General features: G+C 45.1%; 33 protein-coding genes. 2 read left to right on the top strand and 31 right to left on the bottom strand.

Going from position 1 to position 19,356, the window contains the following annotated elements:
- Nucleotides 1-18: 18 nt before the first annotated feature.
- Nucleotides 19-2,133 (top strand): extracellular solute-binding protein, encoded by a 2,115-nt coding sequence (locus ACE3MQ_RS24480; protein WP_379397691.1) that lies wholly within the window; start codon nucleotides 19-21, stop codon nucleotides 2,131-2,133.
- An 818-nt stretch (nucleotides 2,134-2,951) separates the two neighbouring features.
- Nucleotides 2,952-3,062, top strand: a complete 111-nt coding sequence (locus ACE3MQ_RS24475; protein ID WP_379397689.1) for a site-specific integrase — start codon at nucleotides 2,952-2,954, stop codon at nucleotides 3,060-3,062.
- Nucleotides 3,063-3,244: 182 nt separating this feature from the next.
- On the opposite strand, the gene rpsI is transcribed toward ACE3MQ_RS24475, so the two are convergent.
- The 31 genes from rpsI to rplB form a co-directional block, all read right to left on the bottom strand.
- Nucleotides 3,245-3,637, bottom strand: coding sequence for a 30S ribosomal protein S9 (gene rpsI / locus ACE3MQ_RS24470; protein ID WP_019635799.1), 393 nt, complete (start codon nucleotides 3,635-3,637; stop codon nucleotides 3,245-3,247).
- 20 nt (nucleotides 3,638-3,657) lie between these two features.
- A complete protein-coding gene (rplM, locus tag ACE3MQ_RS24465) occupies nucleotides 3,658-4,095 on the bottom strand; it encodes a 50S ribosomal protein L13 (RefSeq protein ID WP_379397686.1) in 438 nt (145 codons plus the stop codon).
- A gap of 249 nt (nucleotides 4,096-4,344) precedes the next feature.
- Nucleotides 4,345-4,722, bottom strand: coding sequence for a TFIIB-type zinc ribbon-containing protein (locus tag ACE3MQ_RS24460; RefSeq protein ID WP_379397684.1), 378 nt, complete (start codon nucleotides 4,720-4,722; stop codon nucleotides 4,345-4,347).
- 90 nt (nucleotides 4,723-4,812) lie between these two features.
- Nucleotides 4,813-5,580, bottom strand: a complete 768-nt coding sequence (gene truA / locus ACE3MQ_RS24455) for a tRNA pseudouridine(38-40) synthase TruA (RefSeq protein WP_379397682.1) — start codon at nucleotides 5,578-5,580, stop codon at nucleotides 4,813-4,815.
- A gap of 301 nt (nucleotides 5,581-5,881) precedes the next feature.
- On the bottom strand, nucleotides 5,882-6,247 hold the full coding sequence (gene rplQ, locus ACE3MQ_RS24450; RefSeq protein WP_019635795.1) for a 50S ribosomal protein L17: 366 nt from the start codon (nucleotides 6,245-6,247) through the stop codon (nucleotides 5,882-5,884).
- 36 nt (nucleotides 6,248-6,283) lie between these two features.
- Nucleotides 6,284-7,228, bottom strand: a complete 945-nt coding sequence (locus ACE3MQ_RS24445) for a DNA-directed RNA polymerase subunit alpha (protein WP_125082124.1) — start codon at nucleotides 7,226-7,228, stop codon at nucleotides 6,284-6,286.
- 129 nt (nucleotides 7,229-7,357) lie between these two features.
- Nucleotides 7,358-7,753, bottom strand: coding sequence for a 30S ribosomal protein S11 (rpsK, locus tag ACE3MQ_RS24440; protein WP_110931236.1), 396 nt, complete (start codon nucleotides 7,751-7,753; stop codon nucleotides 7,358-7,360).
- A 19-nt stretch (nucleotides 7,754-7,772) separates the two neighbouring features.
- The gene (gene rpsM, locus ACE3MQ_RS24435) at nucleotides 7,773-8,141 is read right to left on the bottom strand and encodes a 30S ribosomal protein S13 (protein ID WP_108467033.1); all 369 of its coding nucleotides are present in this window, start codon (nucleotides 8,139-8,141) and stop codon (nucleotides 7,773-7,775) included.
- 21 nt (nucleotides 8,142-8,162) lie between these two features.
- Nucleotides 8,163-8,276, bottom strand: coding sequence for a 50S ribosomal protein L36 (rpmJ, locus tag ACE3MQ_RS24430; protein WP_003333770.1), 114 nt, complete (start codon nucleotides 8,274-8,276; stop codon nucleotides 8,163-8,165).
- Between the two features lie 182 nt (nucleotides 8,277-8,458).
- Nucleotides 8,459-8,674, bottom strand: coding sequence for a translation initiation factor IF-1 (gene infA, locus ACE3MQ_RS24425; protein ID WP_059040336.1), 216 nt, complete (start codon nucleotides 8,672-8,674; stop codon nucleotides 8,459-8,461).
- Between the two features lie 2 nt (nucleotides 8,675-8,676).
- On the bottom strand, nucleotides 8,677-8,991 hold the full coding sequence (locus tag ACE3MQ_RS24420) for a KOW motif-containing protein (protein WP_379397678.1): 315 nt from the start codon (nucleotides 8,989-8,991) through the stop codon (nucleotides 8,677-8,679).
- 3 nt (nucleotides 8,992-8,994) lie between these two features.
- On the bottom strand, nucleotides 8,995-9,747 hold the full coding sequence (gene map / locus ACE3MQ_RS24415) for a type I methionyl aminopeptidase (protein ID WP_379397676.1): 753 nt from the start codon (nucleotides 9,745-9,747) through the stop codon (nucleotides 8,995-8,997).
- Nucleotides 9,748-9,750: 3 nt separating this feature from the next.
- Entirely contained in the window at nucleotides 9,751-10,395 is a 645-nt protein-coding gene (locus ACE3MQ_RS24410) for an adenylate kinase (RefSeq protein WP_379397674.1), read from the bottom strand.
- Nucleotides 10,396-10,494: 99 nt separating this feature from the next.
- Nucleotides 10,495-11,793, bottom strand: coding sequence for a preprotein translocase subunit SecY (gene secY, locus ACE3MQ_RS24405; protein WP_379397672.1), 1,299 nt, complete (start codon nucleotides 11,791-11,793; stop codon nucleotides 10,495-10,497).
- Nucleotides 11,793-12,233 carry a 50S ribosomal protein L15 gene (rplO, locus tag ACE3MQ_RS24400; RefSeq protein WP_110931230.1) on the bottom strand — a complete coding sequence of 147 codons (441 nt, stop codon included), beginning with the start codon at nucleotides 12,231-12,233 and terminating at the stop codon, nucleotides 11,793-11,795. The genes secY and rplO overlap by 1 nt, the downstream gene beginning before the upstream one ends.
- 104 nt (nucleotides 12,234-12,337) lie before the next feature.
- Nucleotides 12,338-12,523: a 50S ribosomal protein L30 gene (rpmD, locus tag ACE3MQ_RS24395; protein ID WP_110931229.1), complete on the bottom strand. Its 186-nt coding sequence runs from the start codon at nucleotides 12,521-12,523 to the stop codon at nucleotides 12,338-12,340.
- A gap of 12 nt (nucleotides 12,524-12,535) precedes the next feature.
- Nucleotides 12,536-13,033, bottom strand: coding sequence for a 30S ribosomal protein S5 (rpsE, locus tag ACE3MQ_RS24390; RefSeq protein WP_110931228.1), 498 nt, complete (start codon nucleotides 13,031-13,033; stop codon nucleotides 12,536-12,538).
- 27 nt (nucleotides 13,034-13,060) lie between these two features.
- Nucleotides 13,061-13,429, bottom strand: a complete 369-nt coding sequence (rplR, locus tag ACE3MQ_RS24385) for a 50S ribosomal protein L18 (RefSeq protein ID WP_379397668.1) — start codon at nucleotides 13,427-13,429, stop codon at nucleotides 13,061-13,063.
- 84 nt (nucleotides 13,430-13,513) lie between these two features.
- Entirely contained in the window at nucleotides 13,514-14,056 is a 543-nt protein-coding gene (rplF, locus tag ACE3MQ_RS24380) for a 50S ribosomal protein L6 (RefSeq protein ID WP_379397666.1), read from the bottom strand.
- 30 nt (nucleotides 14,057-14,086) lie between these two features.
- The gene (gene rpsH, locus ACE3MQ_RS24375) at nucleotides 14,087-14,485 is read right to left on the bottom strand and encodes a 30S ribosomal protein S8 (protein ID WP_379397664.1); all 399 of its coding nucleotides are present in this window, start codon (nucleotides 14,483-14,485) and stop codon (nucleotides 14,087-14,089) included.
- 31 nt (nucleotides 14,486-14,516) lie between these two features.
- The gene (locus ACE3MQ_RS24370) at nucleotides 14,517-14,702 is read right to left on the bottom strand and encodes a type Z 30S ribosomal protein S14 (RefSeq protein ID WP_010348808.1); all 186 of its coding nucleotides are present in this window, start codon (nucleotides 14,700-14,702) and stop codon (nucleotides 14,517-14,519) included.
- A 49-nt stretch (nucleotides 14,703-14,751) separates the two neighbouring features.
- Nucleotides 14,752-15,294, bottom strand: coding sequence for a 50S ribosomal protein L5 (gene rplE / locus ACE3MQ_RS24365; protein ID WP_379397662.1), 543 nt, complete (start codon nucleotides 15,292-15,294; stop codon nucleotides 14,752-14,754).
- Nucleotides 15,295-15,327: 33 nt separating this feature from the next.
- Nucleotides 15,328-15,681: a 50S ribosomal protein L24 gene (rplX, locus tag ACE3MQ_RS24360; protein ID WP_110931225.1), complete on the bottom strand. Its 354-nt coding sequence runs from the start codon at nucleotides 15,679-15,681 to the stop codon at nucleotides 15,328-15,330.
- Between the two features lie 45 nt (nucleotides 15,682-15,726).
- The gene (rplN, locus tag ACE3MQ_RS24355) at nucleotides 15,727-16,095 is read right to left on the bottom strand and encodes a 50S ribosomal protein L14 (RefSeq protein ID WP_110931224.1); all 369 of its coding nucleotides are present in this window, start codon (nucleotides 16,093-16,095) and stop codon (nucleotides 15,727-15,729) included.
- 36 nt (nucleotides 16,096-16,131) lie between these two features.
- Nucleotides 16,132-16,395, bottom strand: a complete 264-nt coding sequence (rpsQ, locus tag ACE3MQ_RS24350; RefSeq protein WP_110931223.1) for a 30S ribosomal protein S17 — start codon at nucleotides 16,393-16,395, stop codon at nucleotides 16,132-16,134.
- Nucleotides 16,396-16,445: 50 nt separating this feature from the next.
- Complete coding sequence (gene rpmC, locus ACE3MQ_RS24345; RefSeq protein WP_019635776.1) at nucleotides 16,446-16,646, bottom strand: 50S ribosomal protein L29; 201 nt, start codon at nucleotides 16,644-16,646, stop codon at nucleotides 16,446-16,448.
- Entirely contained in the window at nucleotides 16,636-17,070 is a 435-nt protein-coding gene (rplP, locus tag ACE3MQ_RS24340; protein ID WP_110931222.1) for a 50S ribosomal protein L16, read from the bottom strand. Before rplP ends, rpmC begins: the two co-directional genes overlap by 11 nt.
- A 2-nt stretch (nucleotides 17,071-17,072) precedes the next feature.
- Entirely contained in the window at nucleotides 17,073-17,741 is a 669-nt protein-coding gene (gene rpsC / locus ACE3MQ_RS24335; protein ID WP_110931221.1) for a 30S ribosomal protein S3, read from the bottom strand.
- A gap of 13 nt (nucleotides 17,742-17,754) precedes the next feature.
- A complete protein-coding gene (gene rplV / locus ACE3MQ_RS24330; protein ID WP_019635773.1) occupies nucleotides 17,755-18,087 on the bottom strand; it encodes a 50S ribosomal protein L22 in 333 nt (110 codons plus the stop codon).
- Nucleotides 18,088-18,123: 36 nt separating this feature from the next.
- Nucleotides 18,124-18,402, bottom strand: coding sequence for a 30S ribosomal protein S19 (rpsS, locus tag ACE3MQ_RS24325; RefSeq protein WP_379397656.1), 279 nt, complete (start codon nucleotides 18,400-18,402; stop codon nucleotides 18,124-18,126).
- A gap of 120 nt (nucleotides 18,403-18,522) precedes the next feature.
- Nucleotides 18,523-19,353 carry a 50S ribosomal protein L2 gene (gene rplB / locus ACE3MQ_RS24320; RefSeq protein ID WP_379397654.1) on the bottom strand — a complete coding sequence of 277 codons (831 nt, stop codon included), beginning with the start codon at nucleotides 19,351-19,353 and terminating at the stop codon, nucleotides 18,523-18,525.
- Nucleotides 19,354-19,356 lie beyond the last annotated feature (3 nt).

The following is a 19,356-nucleotide window of genomic DNA, read 5'->3' as shown; positions in this document are numbered from 1 at the left end:
TTGGAGTGAGTGAGGATAATGAAAAAAGTAACTATATCTGATATAGCTAAAGCAGCTGGTGTTAGCATTGGCACGGTTTCCAATGTCTTAAACAATAAAGGTAATGCCAAAATTGATACGATTAGAAAGGTAGAAGAAACAGCAAAAAAAATGGGTTACTTCCCAGATGAAAGTGCCCTCTCTATTAGAAAAAAAGACTCTTCTACTATTCTTTTGTTAGTGTCAGACTTAGAAGAAACAACCAGTCCATTAATTACTGATCTATTACACATGTTGAAGATTCATGACATGGAGTTAAAGGTTATTGAAGTTGATAACAGTTCAGATACTACTTCAGTAGTTAATCTCGTCAGAAGTAATAAATATAAGGCAATAATTTATTTATCCTCCATTACAAATAAAACATTACTTGATGCCATCCCACCAGAAAGATTGATTACACTTGGCCATTCAACCTATGAGAAGCAGACTAATCACATTAGTTTAAATATGGAGGCTTATCTCGAAAACAATAAAGAAAACTCATTTACTATCATTGGTGAAGAATCCATTTTTGGATTGTCAAGCATGATAAAACATAGAGCTCCACAATTTGTTATACAAACCGTAAAAACAAATAGTGAGGATCTATATAGACTAATTCTGGACGATGCGCCGACACATCTAATGATTTTTTCTTCAGAAGTGTTAGAACGAGTCCTGAACATTTATCAACTATTGAAATTGGAATTACCGATTATCACCTTTATTTCAAATCAAAAACGGTTTAATTTTGGGAAAGAAAACATTCATACTTACTATTACTCAAGCAACGAGTTAGCTTTGAAAATTATAAACATGGTTACATCGGAAGACTTTTCAAGTAACAACCTAATTTCTAGTATAAAAATTTATTCAACTACTTATCAAAAACTAGAAACTACGGACTCCCCTTCTGATCTGAATATTCTTATGTTAGAAAACCCATTTTCAAATGCGTTGCAAAAACTGATCACAAACTTTTCAACGGTAACCGGAGTACATTGTAAAATAGATTCTCTTCCTTTTGAAAAGCTGAATAGAGTCCTACACTCTGAAAAAGTCCACAACTACGATTTAATTCGATTAGACGTGAGTTATTTCCCATGGTACGGTCCACGTCTATTCAAGAACATCACAGACATTCAGGTGATATTTGATATATCCCAAGTAATGGATGACTGGAGACATTATATGTATGTTAATGATTGCATTTATGGTCTTCCTGTAGATCCATCTATTCAAATGATGCTATATCGGAAAGATATTTTCGAAAATCCAATTATTCAAAAATCTTATTCTTCAAAATACAATCGTAATTTGACACCACCGAAAACATATGAAGAATTACTGGAATTTTGTGAGTTTTACACGGAACTAGATATTCCGGAAAAAACTACCGAGTATCCTCTTGAGATGATTGGCAATTCTGGTGTATTGATAGCCTCTGAATTCCTTCCCTATTTCTTTGCTGAAGGCGGCTCATTCAAGTACGAAGAAAATCAAATCTCATTAGATTCGGACAAATTTGTATCCACACTGGATACTTACCGTAAGCTGCGCAATTATGCAAAACTAACTAATGAAGAATGGTGGGATACAGAAATATCATCATTTAACCACAATGAAACTTCCATCATTATTGGATACACAAATCATCTAAATCAAATAAGCCATGTTCCTTATGGATACAGCTCAGTTCCTGGTAGCAAACCAGCCTTGGGTGGGGGAGTTTTTGGTATATCCAAACATTCACAAAACACTGAATCTGCTGTTTTGTTCTTCCAATGGTTGTATCAATATAATATCCAGGAAGAACTAGCAAGTCTTGGAGTTTGTGTACCAAGGACACACCTTTATAAGGAAAGGGACATTTTCAGAAAATATCCTTTTCTATCATATTCAAGTGATAATTTTTCCTTAGGCAAAAGGCTTCAGTTATTAAATGAAAAGAAATTGATCAATACTATACAACTGGAGAATTTGCTTGGATCAACCATTATAGATGGGCTGAATAATGGTTTCTCCTCAACACAAATACTGCTTAATGTCGTGAATGCATTAAATGCTCACGAGAACATGCTGATCCGTGATGTTTCCACAGTTTCAAATTAATAACACGCAGTAGTGTTGGTTACCTTTGTTAATCGAGAGAATAATAATTGATAATTCATTGCTTCTAATTTCTATAGACATCTTTACGTGTTTCGATAATAAAGTCTCGCGTAAGCTAAAGATCCTCATAATGCAGGCCAAAAAAAAACAAAAGGTCGGTGGCTGCAACGCATGCCCATCCGTCCTTTTGTTTTTTTATATGCCGTGGTAGCTTGCTGCCACACAAAGCCCTGTGTTCTAACAGGGGGCGTACTGAAAACAGGAAATGACTAAAAATCCCAATTACAGGCTAATATAGGTCATACGCGAATTATTTAACTCTAAACCAATCAGAGGAAATTGACGTGAAAGTATTCGATTTGTCCTTTGTCTTTTAATTCTGGCGGATTGTAATAAAGCTGTAAGAATCCATATATTCAACTTTAGACGTATCTAATACTTTTTGAATTAGTTCCACTACGCCCATTTCATCATAAGGATCGAGCCGTTGACTTTTCATAAATGCGCGATTTGATTTAGTAACACACTATTGATATGCATTGGGAAAATCTGAAATTAAGAGGTTTTTAGAAGCTTTAAAGATGAACTATGTGTCTCTGACGTCCAAAACAGCCGCTTATAGGCGCGTTCTTAGTTTGGATGATTACCTTACTAGGACTTATCAAAAAGCGTCCCACAAGCGAGAAGAAGAGCCTTCTAGCTGAAGGTAGTGGAAAAGCAAGTGAATCGGACATGATTTTACCCGTGAATATGACGGTACTCCCATTCGGCTTGCTTATCCCAATGACAAACTATCCGAAATCATCAAAACGTATAACTTGCATCCGATCATTATACATGGAATACGGCATACTCACGCTTCTCTGCTCAAAGAATCTGGAGCTACAATCAAAGAGGTCCAGGAACGCCTGAGACACTCCGATATCTAGATGATAATGAATATCTACACACATGTTACCACGGCTGCAAAGGAGAGACTGCTGACCGCTTTGAGAAGTTCATGGAGCTATAATTCCTGATTTCCAATATGGTCACGCAACCCAGACAGGCAAATTAAAAAGCCCCCGACCATTGAAGGCCAGAGGCTTGAATCCCTTGATACACAAGGATATTAACGTTTGGAGAATTGTGGCGCACGACGAGCCGCTTTAAGACCGTATTTCTTACGTTCTTTCATGCGTGGGTCACGAGTCAAGAAGCCTGCTTTCTTCAGCGCAGGACGGAATTCCGGATCTGCTTTGAGCAGAGCGCGGGAAATACCGTGGCGGATTGCTCCGGCTTGACCAGAAATACCTCCACCGTGAGCAATAACGATCACGTCGTAGCTTGAAGTTGTTTCAGTCAAATTAAGTGGTTGTTTAACGATCAGTTTGAGTGTTTCCAAACCGAAGTAGTCATTGATATCACGTTTATTGATGACAATGCGTCCTTCACCCGGTACAAGGCGAACACGAGCTACCGAATGTTTACGACGACCTGTCCCATAGTATTGTACTTGTGCCATGAAACTGTCCTCCCTTTTAATTATCCGCGAAGTTCGTAAACTTCAGGTTTTTGTGCTGCATGTGGGTGCTCAGTACCCGCATATGCTTTCAATCTCAGCTTCATTTTCTCGCCTTGGCGAGTTTTAGGAAGCATGCCGTGAACCGCAGATTCGATCATGCGCTCAGGTCTTGTCTTCAAGAGGTCTTGAGCAACCGTCACTTTAAGACCACCTGTATGCTGGGAGTGACGATAGTATTTCTTGCTTTCCATTTTGTTGCCGCTAAGAAAAATTTTCTCAGCATTGATGACGATAACGAAATCACCGCCGTCAACATGAGGGGTAAATCCTGGTTTGTGTTTGCCGCGAATGAGTGCAGCAGCTTCGCTCGCCAAACGGCCCAGCGTTTTGCCTTCGGCATCGATAATATGCCATTTGCGTTCTACTTCGCTTGGCTTAGCCATATAGGTGGTACGCATGTAAAGATCCTCCTTCATTCTCGTCCGAAATGGTTCATAGATACCAGCGTTGGTTCATGCTCTTTGGGCGCAGAACGACACTGGTAAATTTATCTTCGTTCGTATGCTTATAAGCATTTTAATTTTCATGGATGTATCGTTTTCTTATTGGGGGCTGTGGGATAGCCATAAGAAAACACAACTTATATTTTACAGGATGCAAATTTATTACGCAAGTCTTTTTTAAAGAGTAGGTCTAATATATGCACATTAATCGAATAAGTCTCCAAAAACGTCCAAAACAGACTTCTTCTTTTTATATTTATAGTGGTTTTTATTATATTTATCTCCATAACGAGGGTCGTAGCCTTGCTGCGGCGGATGGGAGCCATACCCAGGATTATAGCCTTGTCCCGATCCAGGCCCAGGCTGGCGATATTGCTGCTCCCCACGATTATAGGCTTGTCCGCCTTCTCGACTCTCATACCATTCATCAAATGCCGGCCGTAGCTCACGAATTTCGCCAAGCAGCTTCTCCAGCTCACCACGATCCAGCCATACCCCTTTGCAATCTGGGCAAACATCGATCATGACGCCATCCTTCTCTACTTCCCTCATACGAACGTCATTACATACAGGACATTTCATAAAAATGTACCCCTCCTAGAAAATTGGTTGAGTATGATACGTTTCATAGACAAGATGGTTTCATTGAAAATCTGGTGCGATGTCCCACCCTTATTCATACTCTACGCTCCACAGCATAAGCCCTTTGCTCTCCGCTGTTGGCCCTGCTGCCTTGCGATTCTGTGCTTCAAGGATCTGCTTCATCTGCTCTGGAGGACGCTTACCCTGGCCTACTTCCAGCAGCGTGCCTACAATAATTCTGACCATATGCTGCAGGAAGCCGTTGCCGCTAATATAGAGATGGATCACACCCTGATCCCGGGAGCCCAACCTTGCGAAGGAGGTATCTACCTCGATTCTAGCTTCATCGATCGTTCGAATATGGCTTGCCTTAGTTGAATGCCGGGAAGCAAACGACGTATAATCATGCGTGCCTAGGAGATAGCTCAAGCCTTGCTGCATCGCCGGAATATCGAGCTTCCCCGGATGGTGGAGCTGGTAGCTTCTTTGGAATACATCAGGAACACGGTTCGCATTAATCGTATAACGGTAAGTTTTCCGTTTGGCCGAGCGTCTCGCATGAAAATCAAGATCGACCTCTTCCGCCCCCGTTACGCGAATATCTGCAGGCAAGCGCGCGTTTAATGCAAGACACCAACGTTCTACCGGGATTTGCGATGAAGTCATAAAATGAAACGGCTGCTCGCGGGCGTGAACCCCCGCATCAGTGCGGCCTGATCCATGGATTTTGACTACCTCGCCTGTTAAATTCCGTATAGCCGTCTCCAAACAGTCTTGGATTGTGTTTCCGCCCGGTTGCGTCTGAAAGCCATAATAATTACTTCCGTCATAACAGACTGTCATGAGTAAATTACGCACAACTCTGCCACCTTCCTGAGCCCTTACTCCCTGTCCATTTTGCAAAAAATCAAAAACTCTCCGCGCGAATTAGCCAAATTTAGGCTTGCATACAGAGAGTTTTGCATCACATATTATAGAGAGCAGGGCGCGCCGTTTTCGGCGCGAAACTGTCCTCTTATAAGAGCAAAGCCCCGCTCAAGCCAGCCTGGCTCGTTCGGGGCTGAAAGCCGCAGAAACGGAGTTTGGCTCCTTCACGCAGTCGCTCTCTTTATGAATAAGCTAAATCCCTTGCGGGAAAATAGAGACCATTCACGAAGAACTAAGCCCGGTCTACCAGCTCAAGATAAACCATAGGGGCAGAGTCGCCACGGCGAGGTCCCAGTTTTAGGATACGAGTGTATCCGCCTGGACGCTCGGAGTAACGAGTTGCAATTTCAGTGAACAGCTTTTGGATTGCATCTTGCTCTCCATCGATCGATTCGCGGCGAACGAACGCTGCTACTTGACGACGGGCATGCAAATCTCCGCGCTTTGCTTTTGTAATGAGCTTCTCAGCAATAGAACGAACTTCTTTCGCTTTCGCTTCTGTCGTTTGGATACGCTCGTACAAGAACAGGTCAGTTACCAGGTCACGAAACAAAGCTTTACGCGCACTAGAGTTACGTCCCAACTTTTGGTATGCCATGTGTTTTCCCTCCTTCGCTAAAACGATTCAAGCAATCTATTCTTCCGTACGAAGTCCGAGCCCAAGCTCATCCAGCTTCTCTTGAACTTCCTCCAAAGATTTGCGTCCGAGGTTACGAACCTTCATCATATCTTCTTCGGTTTTCGTCGTCAGCTCTTGCACCGTATTGATACCGGCACGTTTGAGGCAGTTGTAAGAACGAACAGAAAGATCCAGCTCTTCGATGGTCATCTCAAGCACTTTCTCTTTCTTATCTTCTTCCTTCTCAACCATGATTTCCGCGTCCTTCGCTTCGTCCGTGAGACCCACGAACAAATAGAGGTGCTCAGTTAAAATTTTGGCTCCGAGGCTTACCGCTTCTTCTGGTTTGATACTGCCGTCTGTCCACACTTCAAGCGTCAGCTTGTCGTAGTTGGTCACTTGGCCAACCCGCGTATTCTCTACAACGTAGTTGACACGTGCAATCGGGGTATAGATCGAATCAACAGGAATGACACCAATTGGTTGATCATCTCGTTTATTCCGATCTGCCTGAACGTAACCGCGGCCCCGGCCTGCAAATATGCGCATGTGAAGTCTGGATCCCGGCTCTAGCGTAGCTATATGCAAATCGGGATTCAGAATTTCTACATCGCTATCCGCACGGATATCACCTGCCGTAATAACTCCTTCGCCTTCCGCATCGATCTCAAGGATTTTCTCCTCGTCCGAATGGATTTTGAGAGAGAGAGCTTTCAGATTCAGAATGATCTCCGTAACGTCTTCCATTACACCCGGAACGGTCGAAAATTCATGCAGAACGCCATCGATCTGGACCGAGGTTACCGCTGCACCCGGTAGAGAAGAGAGCAAAATCCGACGCAGCGAGTTACCCAGAGTGGTGCCATACCCACGCTCAAGTGGTTCTACTACAAATTTCCCATAGGTGCCATCATCGTTAACTTCTACGGTCTCAATTTTCGGCTTTTCGATTTCTATCACGAAATTACCCCTCCTTCAAAACGTCGTTCCTAAAAACAGCCATGTCTCCTGAAGTGTATCATGTAGTATGCCTAAACAACCATTGTTACCAAGTTGCAATGTTGTTATACCACACTTTATGCAACTTCATTAAACACGACGGCGTTTTGGAGGACGGCAACCGTTATGCGGGATTGGAGTCACGTCTTTGATCATGTTGACTTCGAGGCCTGCCGCTTGCAGGGAACGGATAGCGGCTTCACGGCCGGCTCCAGGACCTTTAACCATAACCTCGACAGATTTCATGCCGTGTTCCATTGCCGCTTTAGCAGCTGTTTCTGCAGCCATTTGAGCAGCAAATGGAGTAGATTTACGGGAACCTTTGAACCCTTGGCCGCCGGAGCTGGCCCAAGAGATCGCATTACCATGCGGATCCGTAATCGTTACAATCGTATTGTTGAAGGTGGAGCGAATATGTGCCACACCGGTCTCAATATTTTTACGGTCACGACGTTTAGTACGTACGACTTTTTTTGGTTTAGCCATTGTCTGTTATCCTCCCTTCTTATTTCTTCTTGTTCGCTACTGTACGACGAGGACCCTTACGAGTACGGGCATTCGTTTTCGTACGTTGTCCGCGAACAGGCAGGCCACGACGATGACGTACACCACGGTAGCAGCCAATTTCGATCAAACGTTTAATATTTAAGGAAATTTCACGACGCAGGTCACCTTCTACCTTAACCTCTTTGTCGATCGTTTCGCGTAGTTTGCTAACCTCATCTTCCGTCAAATCACGAACACGAGTGTCCGGATTGATGCCTGTTGTGCTCAGGATTTTCTGGGAAGTCGTTTTACCGATTCCGAAAATGTAAGTCAAGGCGATCTCAACGCGTTTGTCACGTGGTAAATCCACACCAGCTATACGAGCCATTTTACGCTACACCCCCTTCTATTAACCTTGTTTTTGTTTGTGCTTAGGATTTTCACAGATTACCATAACATTGCCTTTGCGACGAATGACTTTGCATTTCTCGCAAATAGGCTTCACAGAAGGTCTTACCTTCATGTTGATTACCTCCCTAAAGTTTTGCGAAGCAAAACTCTCTTCGTAAGGATTAGCTTAGTTTTACGAATGTAAAACTGGTTTGAGAAAACTTCGTTCCACAGATCATCGCAAAAACTCTTTGCGATGATAAACTTACTCAACCTGAATATCATACCACACAATTGTTATAATTGGTATGGTATCTATTTACGGTAAGTAATACGACCTTTTGTTAGATCGTACGGTGATAGTTGAACAACCACTTTATCTCCCGTCAGAATACGGATGAAATGCATCCGCAGCTTACCGGAAACATGAGCGAGAATTTGATGACCGTTCTCAAGCTCAACTTTGAAAGTAGCATTCGGCAGTGGTTCTATAACTACACCTTCGACTTCAATGACATCTTCCTTAGCCACAGTCAGTCTCCTTTCTCTTCAGCATTTAAATTGGCGGATTTAACAAATGCATGCACTGCGTGACGCAGCTTTGCGTTAGTTACCCGTCCGCTTTCCTGCAAACTGTGAACAACCTCGCTGCTAATGATTGGCGAAAGTTCGAGATGCTGTACATTCTTCCGTTTGGGCTGATCAAACTTTCGTTTGTTCCCATCGGCGATAAGTACGAACTTGGTGTCCACAATCGCTACAACAACAGCAACCGTCCCGGCATCCTTGCCCTTCAATACTCTCACCATTTGGCCGACCTTGGCTTCTGAGCGGTGATCCACCTTCATCGCCTACACGTCCAGCTTAGTGAGAATTTCCATACCGTCAGCCGTAACTGCTACGGTATGCTCAAAGTGAGCGCAGAGCGAGCCGTCAACTGTAACGACTGTCCAATTATCTTCCAGCGTTCTTACATACCGCTTACCCACGTTGACCATCGGTTCGATAGCTAGAACCATACCTGGCTTCAGGCGCGGCCCACGATCTGGAATACCGTAATTCGGAATTTGTGGCTCCTCGTGAAGTTTCGCTCCAATGCCGTGACCGACATATTCCCGAACGACCGAGAATCCTGCATCTTCAATGTAACGCTGTATAGCATGCGATATCGTGAATAAGCGAACATCTGGTTTGACGAGCTCAAGTCCAGCAAAGAGAGATCCTTCAGTGACTTCGAGAAGCTTCTTCGCCTCATCGGAAATCTCGCCAACCGGATAAGTCCATGCCGAGTCTCCATGATAGCCACGATACTCCGCACCGATATCAAGACTGATAATGTCGCCTTCATTCAGTTTGCGTTTGCCGGGAAATCCATGTACCAATTCTTCGTTAACCGAAGCGCAAATGCTGTAAGGAAAGCCGTTGTAATCTTTGAAAGACGGCACCGCGCCTTGACTGCGAATGTACTTATCAGCAATCTGATCGAGTTCCCCCGTCGTAATCCCGGGCTCAATCGATTGTGCCATGAGCCTGTGCGTCTCCGCGACGATCCGCCCTGCTTCTCTCATAAAGCCTAGTTCCGTTTCGGATTTACAAATGATCATTACTTAACCTCGCAGTAAAGATACGATTTCTTTCGTTACCGTATCGATTTCCTGTTCTCCATCAATTTCGCGCAGCAGCCCCTTCTCTTCATAGAACTGAAGAAGTGGCGCCGTCTTATTGATATATTCGTCCAGCCGTGTGCCTACGCTCTCTTCATTATCGTCAGAACGTTGGTACAATTCTCCGCCGCACTTATCGCAAACACCTTCCTGTTTAGGAGGATTAAAGATCACATGATAAGTAGAGCCGCAAGATTTGCAAATCCGTCGTCCCGTAAGACGAGCCAGCAATTTGTTACGATCCACTTTCAGGTTGATGACGTGCGTAAGCTTCCGGTTCAATTCGCTAAGCAGCTCCTCCAGCGCTTCCGCTTGCGAAAGGGTTCTTGGAAATCCGTCCAATAAGAAACCTTTTTCGCAATCGGACTGCTGAAGTCGCTCGCGAACGATACCAACCGTTACGTCATCAGGTACCAGCAGGCCTTGATCGATATACTCCTTGGCTTTTAGCCCAACAGGTGTTCCCTGCTTGATCGCCAGACGAAATGCATCGCCTGTTGAAATATGGGGAATGCCAAATTCGTTAACGATCGCCTCTGCTTGTGTTCCTTTTCCCGCTCCAGGAGGTCCCATGAATAAAATGTTCATGTCAAGCACTCCCTTCGAGACTGGTTCACTTCGCTAAGAAAACAGAACAATAGGCGCCAGGAGAGTTCGTTAACCAAGCTCAATCCTGGAACCTATCCCCTATTTATTAATGAAGCCTTTATAGTGACGTTTAATCAATTGCCCTTCAATCGTCTTCATCGTATCAAGCGCAACACCGATAACGATCAGAATGGACGTACCACCGATTTGAACACTGCGCGGCAATCCAGCCAATGCGCCGAGAATAACCGGTAATACGGAGATAAAGGCGAGGAAGAGAGCACCCGTCATCGTCAATCGGGACAGAACCCGAGTCAGATAAGTGGCCGTCGTTTTCCCCGGACGAATCCCCGGAATGTAGCCGCCATTCTTCTTCATGTTATCTGCCATTTGCTGCGGGTTCATCTGTACGAAAGTATAGAAGAACGTGAATCCAATAATCATGACGACATACAACACGATACCCAGCGGACGGTCAATGTTCATATTGCTGCTGATCCATTGTGCCCAAGCATGTGTTGACCAGAAGCTTGCAATGACTACTGGAAACTGCAACAGGGATGAAGCGAAGATAACTGGAATAACGCCCGCTGCGTTGATTTTGAGCGGAATATGCGTGTTCTGCCCGCCATACATTTTATTTCCGACAACCCGCTTAGCGTATTGCACCGGAATTTTGCGTATCGCTTGTTGGATGTAAATAACACCGATCACAATCAGCACGAACACGATCACAATCGCAATCGCTTTGACGATGTTCATGAACAGTTGGCCTGGAACAATGAAATCAGACATCGCGATCGTTTGGATATGAGTAGGCATCGAAGCGACGATACCCGCAAAAATAATCAGCGAAATACCGTTGCCGATCCCTTTTTCCGTGATTTGCTCACCAAGCCACATCAGGAATGACGTACCCGCAGTCAATACAATCGCGATTAACATATAATCCCCAAACGTGGCGTTGGGCACCATCTCAGTACCATACAAACGGTTGAAACCGATCGAAGTCGCAAAGGCTTGAATGATGGCCAAGACAACCGTTGCATAACGAGTGACTTGAGCCGTTTTTCTTTTGCCATGCTCGCCTTGTTTCGCCCATTCTGCCAGCTTAGGAACAACGTCCATAGCTAGAAGCTGCATGATAATGGAGGCTGTGATATAAGGGAAAATCCCGATTGCAAAAATCGAGAAATTCTGCAGCGCGCCGCCCGAGAAGGTGTTCAATAGCCCGAGCAAATCGCTCCCCGCCGCGTTCGTTTGTTCAAACACTTCCTTATTAACACCCGGAACCGGAACAAACGTACCGATCCGATAAATAATAAATACGAAGAGAGTGAACAAAATACGGGTACGCAGATCTTTAACGTGCCATATGTTCTTCATCGTTTTAAACATTAGATCACCTCGGTTTTACCGCCGGCAGCCTCGATTTTCTCTACCGCGGATTGAGAGAACTTATTCGCTTTAACCGTCAGTTTGACAGTAATTTCACCGTTGCCAAGAATCTTGATACCGCTTTTTGCGTTCTTCACGATTCCTTGTTCAAACAACAGCTCAGGAGTAACCTCTGTATCCGCCGCAAAGTTGTTCAATTCCTGGGTGTTCACAATCGCATACTCTTTCCGCGTTGGATTCGTAAATCCGCGTTTAGGCAAGCGACGATACAACGGGTTTTGACCGCCTTCGAAGCCCGGACGGACACCGCCGCCGGAACGAGCATTTTGACCTTTGTGACCACGAGTTGATGTTTTACCCATACCACTTCCTGTACCGCGTCCAACGCGTTTGCGTTCTTTGCGGGAACCTGGAGCAGGGGAAAGCTCATGTAACTTCATCGTTCGTTGCACCTCCTTATTTATTGTTTCACTTGCGAATAACAGTAACCCGAGGGTTCACCATTATAATTCAATAGCGAAATCCGCTAATACTTGTCAGGGAGTTATCCTTGGATTTCTTCAACGGATACCAGATGGCTTACATGATTAATCATACCACGAATGGCAGGATTGTCTTGTTGAACCACGGATTGGTTGATTTTACGAAGTCCCAACGTTTGAACGGTCGTGCGTTGTTTCTCCGATGTGCCGATCAAACTACGTACGAGGGTAATTTGCAGCTTTGCCATGAGATTCCCTCCTTAACCGAGAAGTTCTTCGACGGATTTACCGCGTAATTTCGCAACATCTTCAGCGCGTTTCAGACGGGATAAGCCCTCCAAAGTCGCGTTAACCATGTTGATAGAATTCGAAGAACCTAAAGATTTTGTTAGAATGTCGCCTACGCCAGCAAGTTCAAGCACTGCACGAACTGGTCCGCCTGCGATAACCCCGGTACCTTCGGATGCCGGTTTCAGAAGCACGCGGCCAGCGCCGAAATGCCCGATCACTTGGTGAGGGACTGTCGTTCCTACGAGTGGAACGAATACAAGGTTTTTCTTGGCATCTTCAATTCCTTTGCGAATCGCATCAGGAACTTCGCCTGCCTTACCGATCCCAGCGCCAACCCAGCCTTTGCCGTCCCCGACAACTACTAGCGCACTGAAACTAAAACGGCGTCCGCCTTTTACTACTTTAGCTACGCGATTAATATTTACAACTCTTTCAGTCAGTTCTAAAGTATTCGGATCTACACGCAAGTCGTTAACCTCCTTTTAGTCATTATTTTAGAATTCAAGGCCTGCTTCGCGAGCTGCATCAGCCAGCGCCTGAACACGTCCATGATACAAATATCCTCCGCGGTCAAACACGACGTTCTTGAAGCCTTTATCTTGAGCGCGTTTAGCGATCAGTTCGCCAACTTTACGAGCAGACTCCACGTTGCCGCCGTTGCTGATGCCTTCGCTCAATTCTTTGTCAAGCGTCGATGCCGATGCGAGAGTTACCCCAGCCACATCATCGATAAGCTGTGCATAAATATGTTTGGAAGAACGGAATACGTTCAATCTCGGACGAACAGCCGTTCCCTCGATTTTTCTCCGTACGCGCAAATGTCTTTTCAGACGAGCTTTGTTCTTATCAGCTTTAGTAATCATGACTTCCATTTCACTCCCTTCGGTTTACCTAAACACACACATATCGTTCAACTCGCCAGAAGGATTGGTCCGCTAAGAAGAAAGTTATTTCTTCTTACCGGCTTTACCCTCTTTACGAATAATACGTTCACCTTCATACTTAATCCCTTTGCCTTTATACGGCTCAGGCTCGCGTACGGAACGAATTTTAGCAGCGTATTCTCCAACGCGCTCTTTGTTAATTCCGCTAACGATGATTTTCGTGTTAGAAGGAACTTCAAACGTAATGCCTGGTTCTGGAGTAATCTCTACCGGATGGGAGTACCCTACGTTGAGTACGAGCTTCTCTCCGGATTTGCTTGCGCGGTATCCGACCCCAACCAGCTCAAGATTTCTGGTGAAACCTTCAGTTACTCCGCTCACCATGTTGCTCACTACACTGCGTGTCGTACCGTGCAGGGAACGATGTGTTTTATGATCAGAAGGACGCTCAACCGTAATTTCATTGTTCTCAACGGTTACTTTCATGTCCTTATGAAGCTCACGAGTCAAAGTACCTTTCGGTCCTTTTACCGTAATTACGCTATTATCGAGTGTGATATCCACACCACTTGGTACTGTAATTGGTTTACGACCAATTCGAGACATTTGCTGCACCTCCTTGTTTTGTGACGTTAATTACCAAACGTAGCAGACAACTTCGCCGCCGGCTTTAGACTGACGTGCTTCTTTGTCGGTCATAACTCCTTTGGAAGTGGAAATAATCGCGATTCCCAATCCGCCTAGCACACGAGGAACTTCGTTGCTCTTCGTGTATACGCGAAGACCTGGTTTACTGATTCTCTTCAAGCCAGTAATGACGCGCTCATTGTTAGAACCGTATTTCAGGAAAAGACGGATCATCCCTTGTTTGTTGTCATCGATATATTCTGCATCGCGGATAAAGCCTTCACGCTTCAAAATCTCGGCGATTTGTTTCTTGATCGTTGAGGCAGGCAGTTCCACCGTTTCGTGACGAACCGTGTTCGCGTTACGAATACGAGTAAGCATATCTGCAATTGGATCTGACATAGTCATACGTGTAAACCTCCTTCCCGTTGTTGATTGTTTACCAGCTTGCTTTTTTCACGCCAGGAATCTGGCCTTTATAAGCTAATTCACGGAAACAAATTCTGCATATTTTAAACTTTTGCAGTACCGAATGTGGACGACCGCAACGCTCACAACGGGTATACGCCCGTACTTTAAATTTTGGTGCGCGTTGTTGTTTAACTTTCATCGAAGTTTTTGCCACTTAGCCTGACACCTCCTAAATAGTTTCGGAGAATTCATTACGATCTATCTTACTTTACAAAAGGCATTCCCAGTCCAGTGAGCAATTCACGAGACTCTTCATCCGTTTTAGCCGTCGTTACAATAACGATGTCCATACCGCGAACTTTATCCACTTGATCGTATTCGATCTCAGGGAAAATCAATTGTTCTTTAAGGCCAAGCGTGTAGTTACCACGTCCGTCAAACGCTTTGTTGGACACACCGTGGAAGTCACGTACACGCGGAAGCGTTACGTTGAACAGTTTGTCGAGGAAATGGTACATGCGCTCGCCGCGAAGGGTTACCTTCACTCCGATTGGCATGTTCTCACGAAGTTTAAATCCAGCGATGGATTTCTTCGCACGAGTGATAACCGGTTTTTGTCCGGAGATCAGTTGCATATCGTTAACCGCGGAATCAAGTATTTTCGAGTTAGCTACAGCTTCACCAACACCCATGTTGATTACAACCTTCTCGACTTTAGGCACTTGCATTACCGTCGTATAGTTGAATTTTTGAATCAAAGCAGGCGTTACTTCATTCAAAAAGCGTTCTTTCAATCTTGCTGCCATGAATCATGGACCTCCTTTCTTTGCGTTACTGGATTAGTCGATCACTTCACCCGATTTTTTAGCGATACGAACTTTCTTGCCGTTGTCCAATACTTTGTAACCGATACGGGTTACGCTTCCGCTCTTAGGATCAACGTGCATAACGTTCGAAACGTGAATCGGAGCTTCCTTCTCAATAATTCCGCCTTGCGGGTTCAGCTGATTAGGTTTTTGGTGCTTCTTAACCATGTTCACGCCTTCCACAAGCACTCGGTTTTCGCGAGGATACGCAGCGATGACGCGGCCTTTCTTGCCTTTGTCTTTACCGGTAATCACGATGACCGTGTCGTCTTTTTTGACGTGCAGTTTATTGTTATGGGATTCCAGAATCTTTTTCAGTCTAGGCATTCTTTACACCTCCTGTTTCGTCGAACTTCCTGTTTCACATACGTACTAGATAACTTCCGGAGCCAAGGAAATGATTTTCATGAAATCTTTATCGCGAAGTTCACGAGCAACAGGTCCGAAAATACGTGTGCCGCGTGGGCTTTTGTCGTCTTTAACAACAACCGCTGCATTTTCGTCAAACGAGATGTAAGAACCGTCTTTACGACGAACGGAACGTTTTGTACGAACGATTACCGCTCTAACGATGTCACCTTTTTTGACAACGCCGCCTGGTGTTGCTTGTTTTACGGAACAAACGATCAGATCTCCAATATGCGCTGAACGACGACCAGTACCACCTAGAACGCGGATACACATCAATTCCTTCGCACCGGAGTTGTCGGCTACATGCAATCGTGAGAATGCTTGAATCATGGTTATTTCCTCCTTTCAGTTTAAGCTGCCATGCTGTTAGATAATAATCGCTGCTTCGATGATTTCTGCGAGTCTCCAACGCTTGTCTTTGGACAGCGGACGAGTTTCGACGATTCTAACCGTATCACCAATTTTTGCAGTATTGTTCTCATCATGCGCTTTAAATTTTTTCGTATATTTAATGCGTTTATGGTACAAATCATGCTTCTTGTAAGTCTCAACAGCTACAACGATGGTTTTATCCATTTTGTCACTGACAACTTTACCAACTTGAACTTTACGGGCATTGCGTTCGCTCATGGTTAGCCTCCTTCCTGGACTTAGGCGCTTCGCTTACGTGGAGCGCAGTATTAGCTAGTAATACCAAGTTCTCTTTCATGTAAAATGGTTTTAGCACGAGCTATATCTTTCCGCACGTCACGGATCCGAGTCGGGTTATCGAGCTGGCCGGTGGCCAATTGAAAACGGAGGTTGAAAAGCTCTTCCTTAAAACCCGCGATTTTTTGTTCGATTTCAGCAGTGGTTAAGTTGCGAAGTTCATTAGCTTTCATTTGCTTCACCACCCAATTCTTCACGTTTCACAAACTTTGTTTTGATTGGCAGTTTGTGAGCGGCAAGCCGCATAGCTTCACGAGCGATTTCCTCGGGTACACCAGCAAGCTCAAACATGATTTTGCCTGGTTTCACAACTGCAACCCATTTTTCAACGTTACCTTTACCGCTACCCATCCGCACTTCAAGAGGCTTTTGAGTGATTGGCTTGTCAGGGAAAATTTTGATCCATACTTTACCGCCCCGTTTGATGTAACGAGTCATCGCAATACGCGCAGCCTCGATTTGGCGGTTCGTAATCCATGTAGGCTCAAGAGCTTGCAGGCCGTATTCACCGAAGTTCAGTTCAGTTCCGCCTTTAGCTTGACCTCTCAAACTACCGCGCTGTTGCTTGCGGTGTTTTACACGTTTAGGTACCAACATGATTAATTGCCTCCTTCCTGGGCAGCTTGTTGTTTCTTAGCCGTAGGAAGAACCTCTCCACGATAGATCCATACTTTTACGCCAAGACGTCCATAGGTCGTATGAGCTTCAGCCGTACCGTAGTCGATGTCAGCACGAAGCGTATGAAGTGGAACAGTTCCTTCACTGTAGCCTTCTGAACGAGCAATCTCAGCACCGCCAAGACGACCGCTGACTGCTGTTTTGATCCCTTTTGCACCGGAACGCATTGTTCTTTGAATCGCTTGTTTCAGCGCACGACGGAAAGAAACACGACGCTCCAATTGTTGTGCGATGCTTTCAGCGACTAGAATCGCGTCAAGATCAGGGTTTTTGATTTCAGAGATATTGATGTGAACTTTTTTGCCGCCTGCGATTTTCGTAATTTGATTACGCAGGTTTTCAACTTCCGAACCGCCTTTACCGATAACCATGCCCGGCTTGGCAGTATGGATCGTTACATTCACACGATTAGCCGCTCTCTCGATTTCGATCCGAGATACCGCGGAGTCTTTCAGTTTATTTTTCAGGTGCTCACGAATTTTCACGTCTTCAAGCAAAAGATCACCGAAATCTTTGCCTGCGTACCATTTGGATTCCCAATCACGGATAATCCCTACTCGTAGTCCGACCGGATTTACTTTTTGGCCCACGCGTTTTCCCTCCTTATTTTTCGGATACCACCAAAGTAATGTGACTGGTGCGTTTGTTGATCCGACTTGCACGTCCCATTGCCCGCGGGCGGAAACGTTTCATTGTAGGACCTTGGTTTACGTACGCTTCCGTAACAACCAATTTATTTACATCCAGAGAATAGTTATGCTCAGCGTTCGCAATTGCCGAATTCAAAAGCTTCTCCACGATCGGGGAAGCCGCCTTTGGCGTGTGGCGGAGAATCGCGATAGCATCGCCAACTTGCTTGCCACGGATCAAATCGATAACCAATTTTGCTTTCCGCGGAGCAATACGGATGGACCTTGCATGTGCTTTAGCTTCCATAGTGTGTTACCTCCTCTCAAACGAAGAACTTATCCCTTAACGTCTCGTTTTCTTATCGTCGTCCGTATGACCTTTATAGGTACGGGTTGGAGCAAACTCGCCGAGTTTATGTCCGACCATATCCTCAGTAACATATACCGGAACATGCTTGCGGCCATCATATACACCGAACGTTTGCCCAATGAATTGCGGGAAAATCGTGGAGCGACGGGACCAAGTTTTGATAACTACCTTTTTGTTCGATGCGCTCGCTTCTTCCACTTTCTTTAGCAGGTAACCATCTACGAATGGCCCCTTTTTCAGACTGCGACTCATGTATTTTTCCTCCCTTCGCCACTTTGAAAATGACTTCATCTCTTTCGGGCATAAGCCGGCTTATGCCAGCTGTTGATATCCTCTATTATCGTGACCAGGAAGTGATCCGCTAGCAGCGGATTACTTCGTGCGGCCGCGAACGATATATTTATCAGAAGCTTTGCCTTTTTTACGCGTTTTGTAACCAAGCGTCGGTTTGCCCCATGGAGAAAGCGGAGACTTACGTCCGATTGGCGCGCGACCTTCACCACCACCGTGTGGGTGATCGTTAGGGTTCATGACGACACCGCGTACGGAAGGACGCTTGCCGAGCCAACGACCGCGACCGGCTTTACCGATCTTGATCAATTCATGGTCTTGGTTACCTACAGATCCAATAGTTGCACGGCAAACTTTAAGGATTTTACGAACTTCGCCTGAAGACAAGCGAACGGATACGTATTTCTCTTCTTTACCGAGCAATTGACCTTCTGTACCCGCAGCACGAACGAGTTGTCCGCCTTTGCCTGGTTGAAGTTCAATGTTGTGGATAACTGTACCTACTGGAATGTTCTCCAAAGGAAGAGCATTACCGATTTTGATGTCAGACCCAGGTCCTGACTCGATCATGTCGCCTACTTTCAGTCCTTTCGGAGCCAAAATGTAGCGTTTCTCGCCGTCAACATAGTGGATCAGAGCGATGTTGGAAGTCCGATTCGGGTCATACTCGATTGTAGCAACGCGACCTGGAATTCCATCTTTATTGCGTTTGAAGTCGATGATACGATAGTTACGTTTATGTCCTCCACCGTGGTGGCGAACCGTAATTTTACCGTGGTTGTTGCGTCCAGCCGTTTTGCTCAGTGGAGCAAGCAACGATTTCTCCGGACGATCCGTAGTAATTTCTTCAAAAGTGGATACAGACATATTCCGTCTAGCCGGAGATGTCGGTTTATACTTTTTAATTGGCACTGT

Source organism: Paenibacillus lentus (assembly GCF_042714055.1).
In the GTDB taxonomy this organism is placed as follows: Bacteria; Bacillota; Bacilli; order Paenibacillales; family Paenibacillaceae; genus Fontibacillus; species Fontibacillus lentus_A.
The sequence above is the reverse complement of the archived record's forward strand: the minus strand, read 5'-3'. Positions and strand labels throughout refer to the sequence as shown.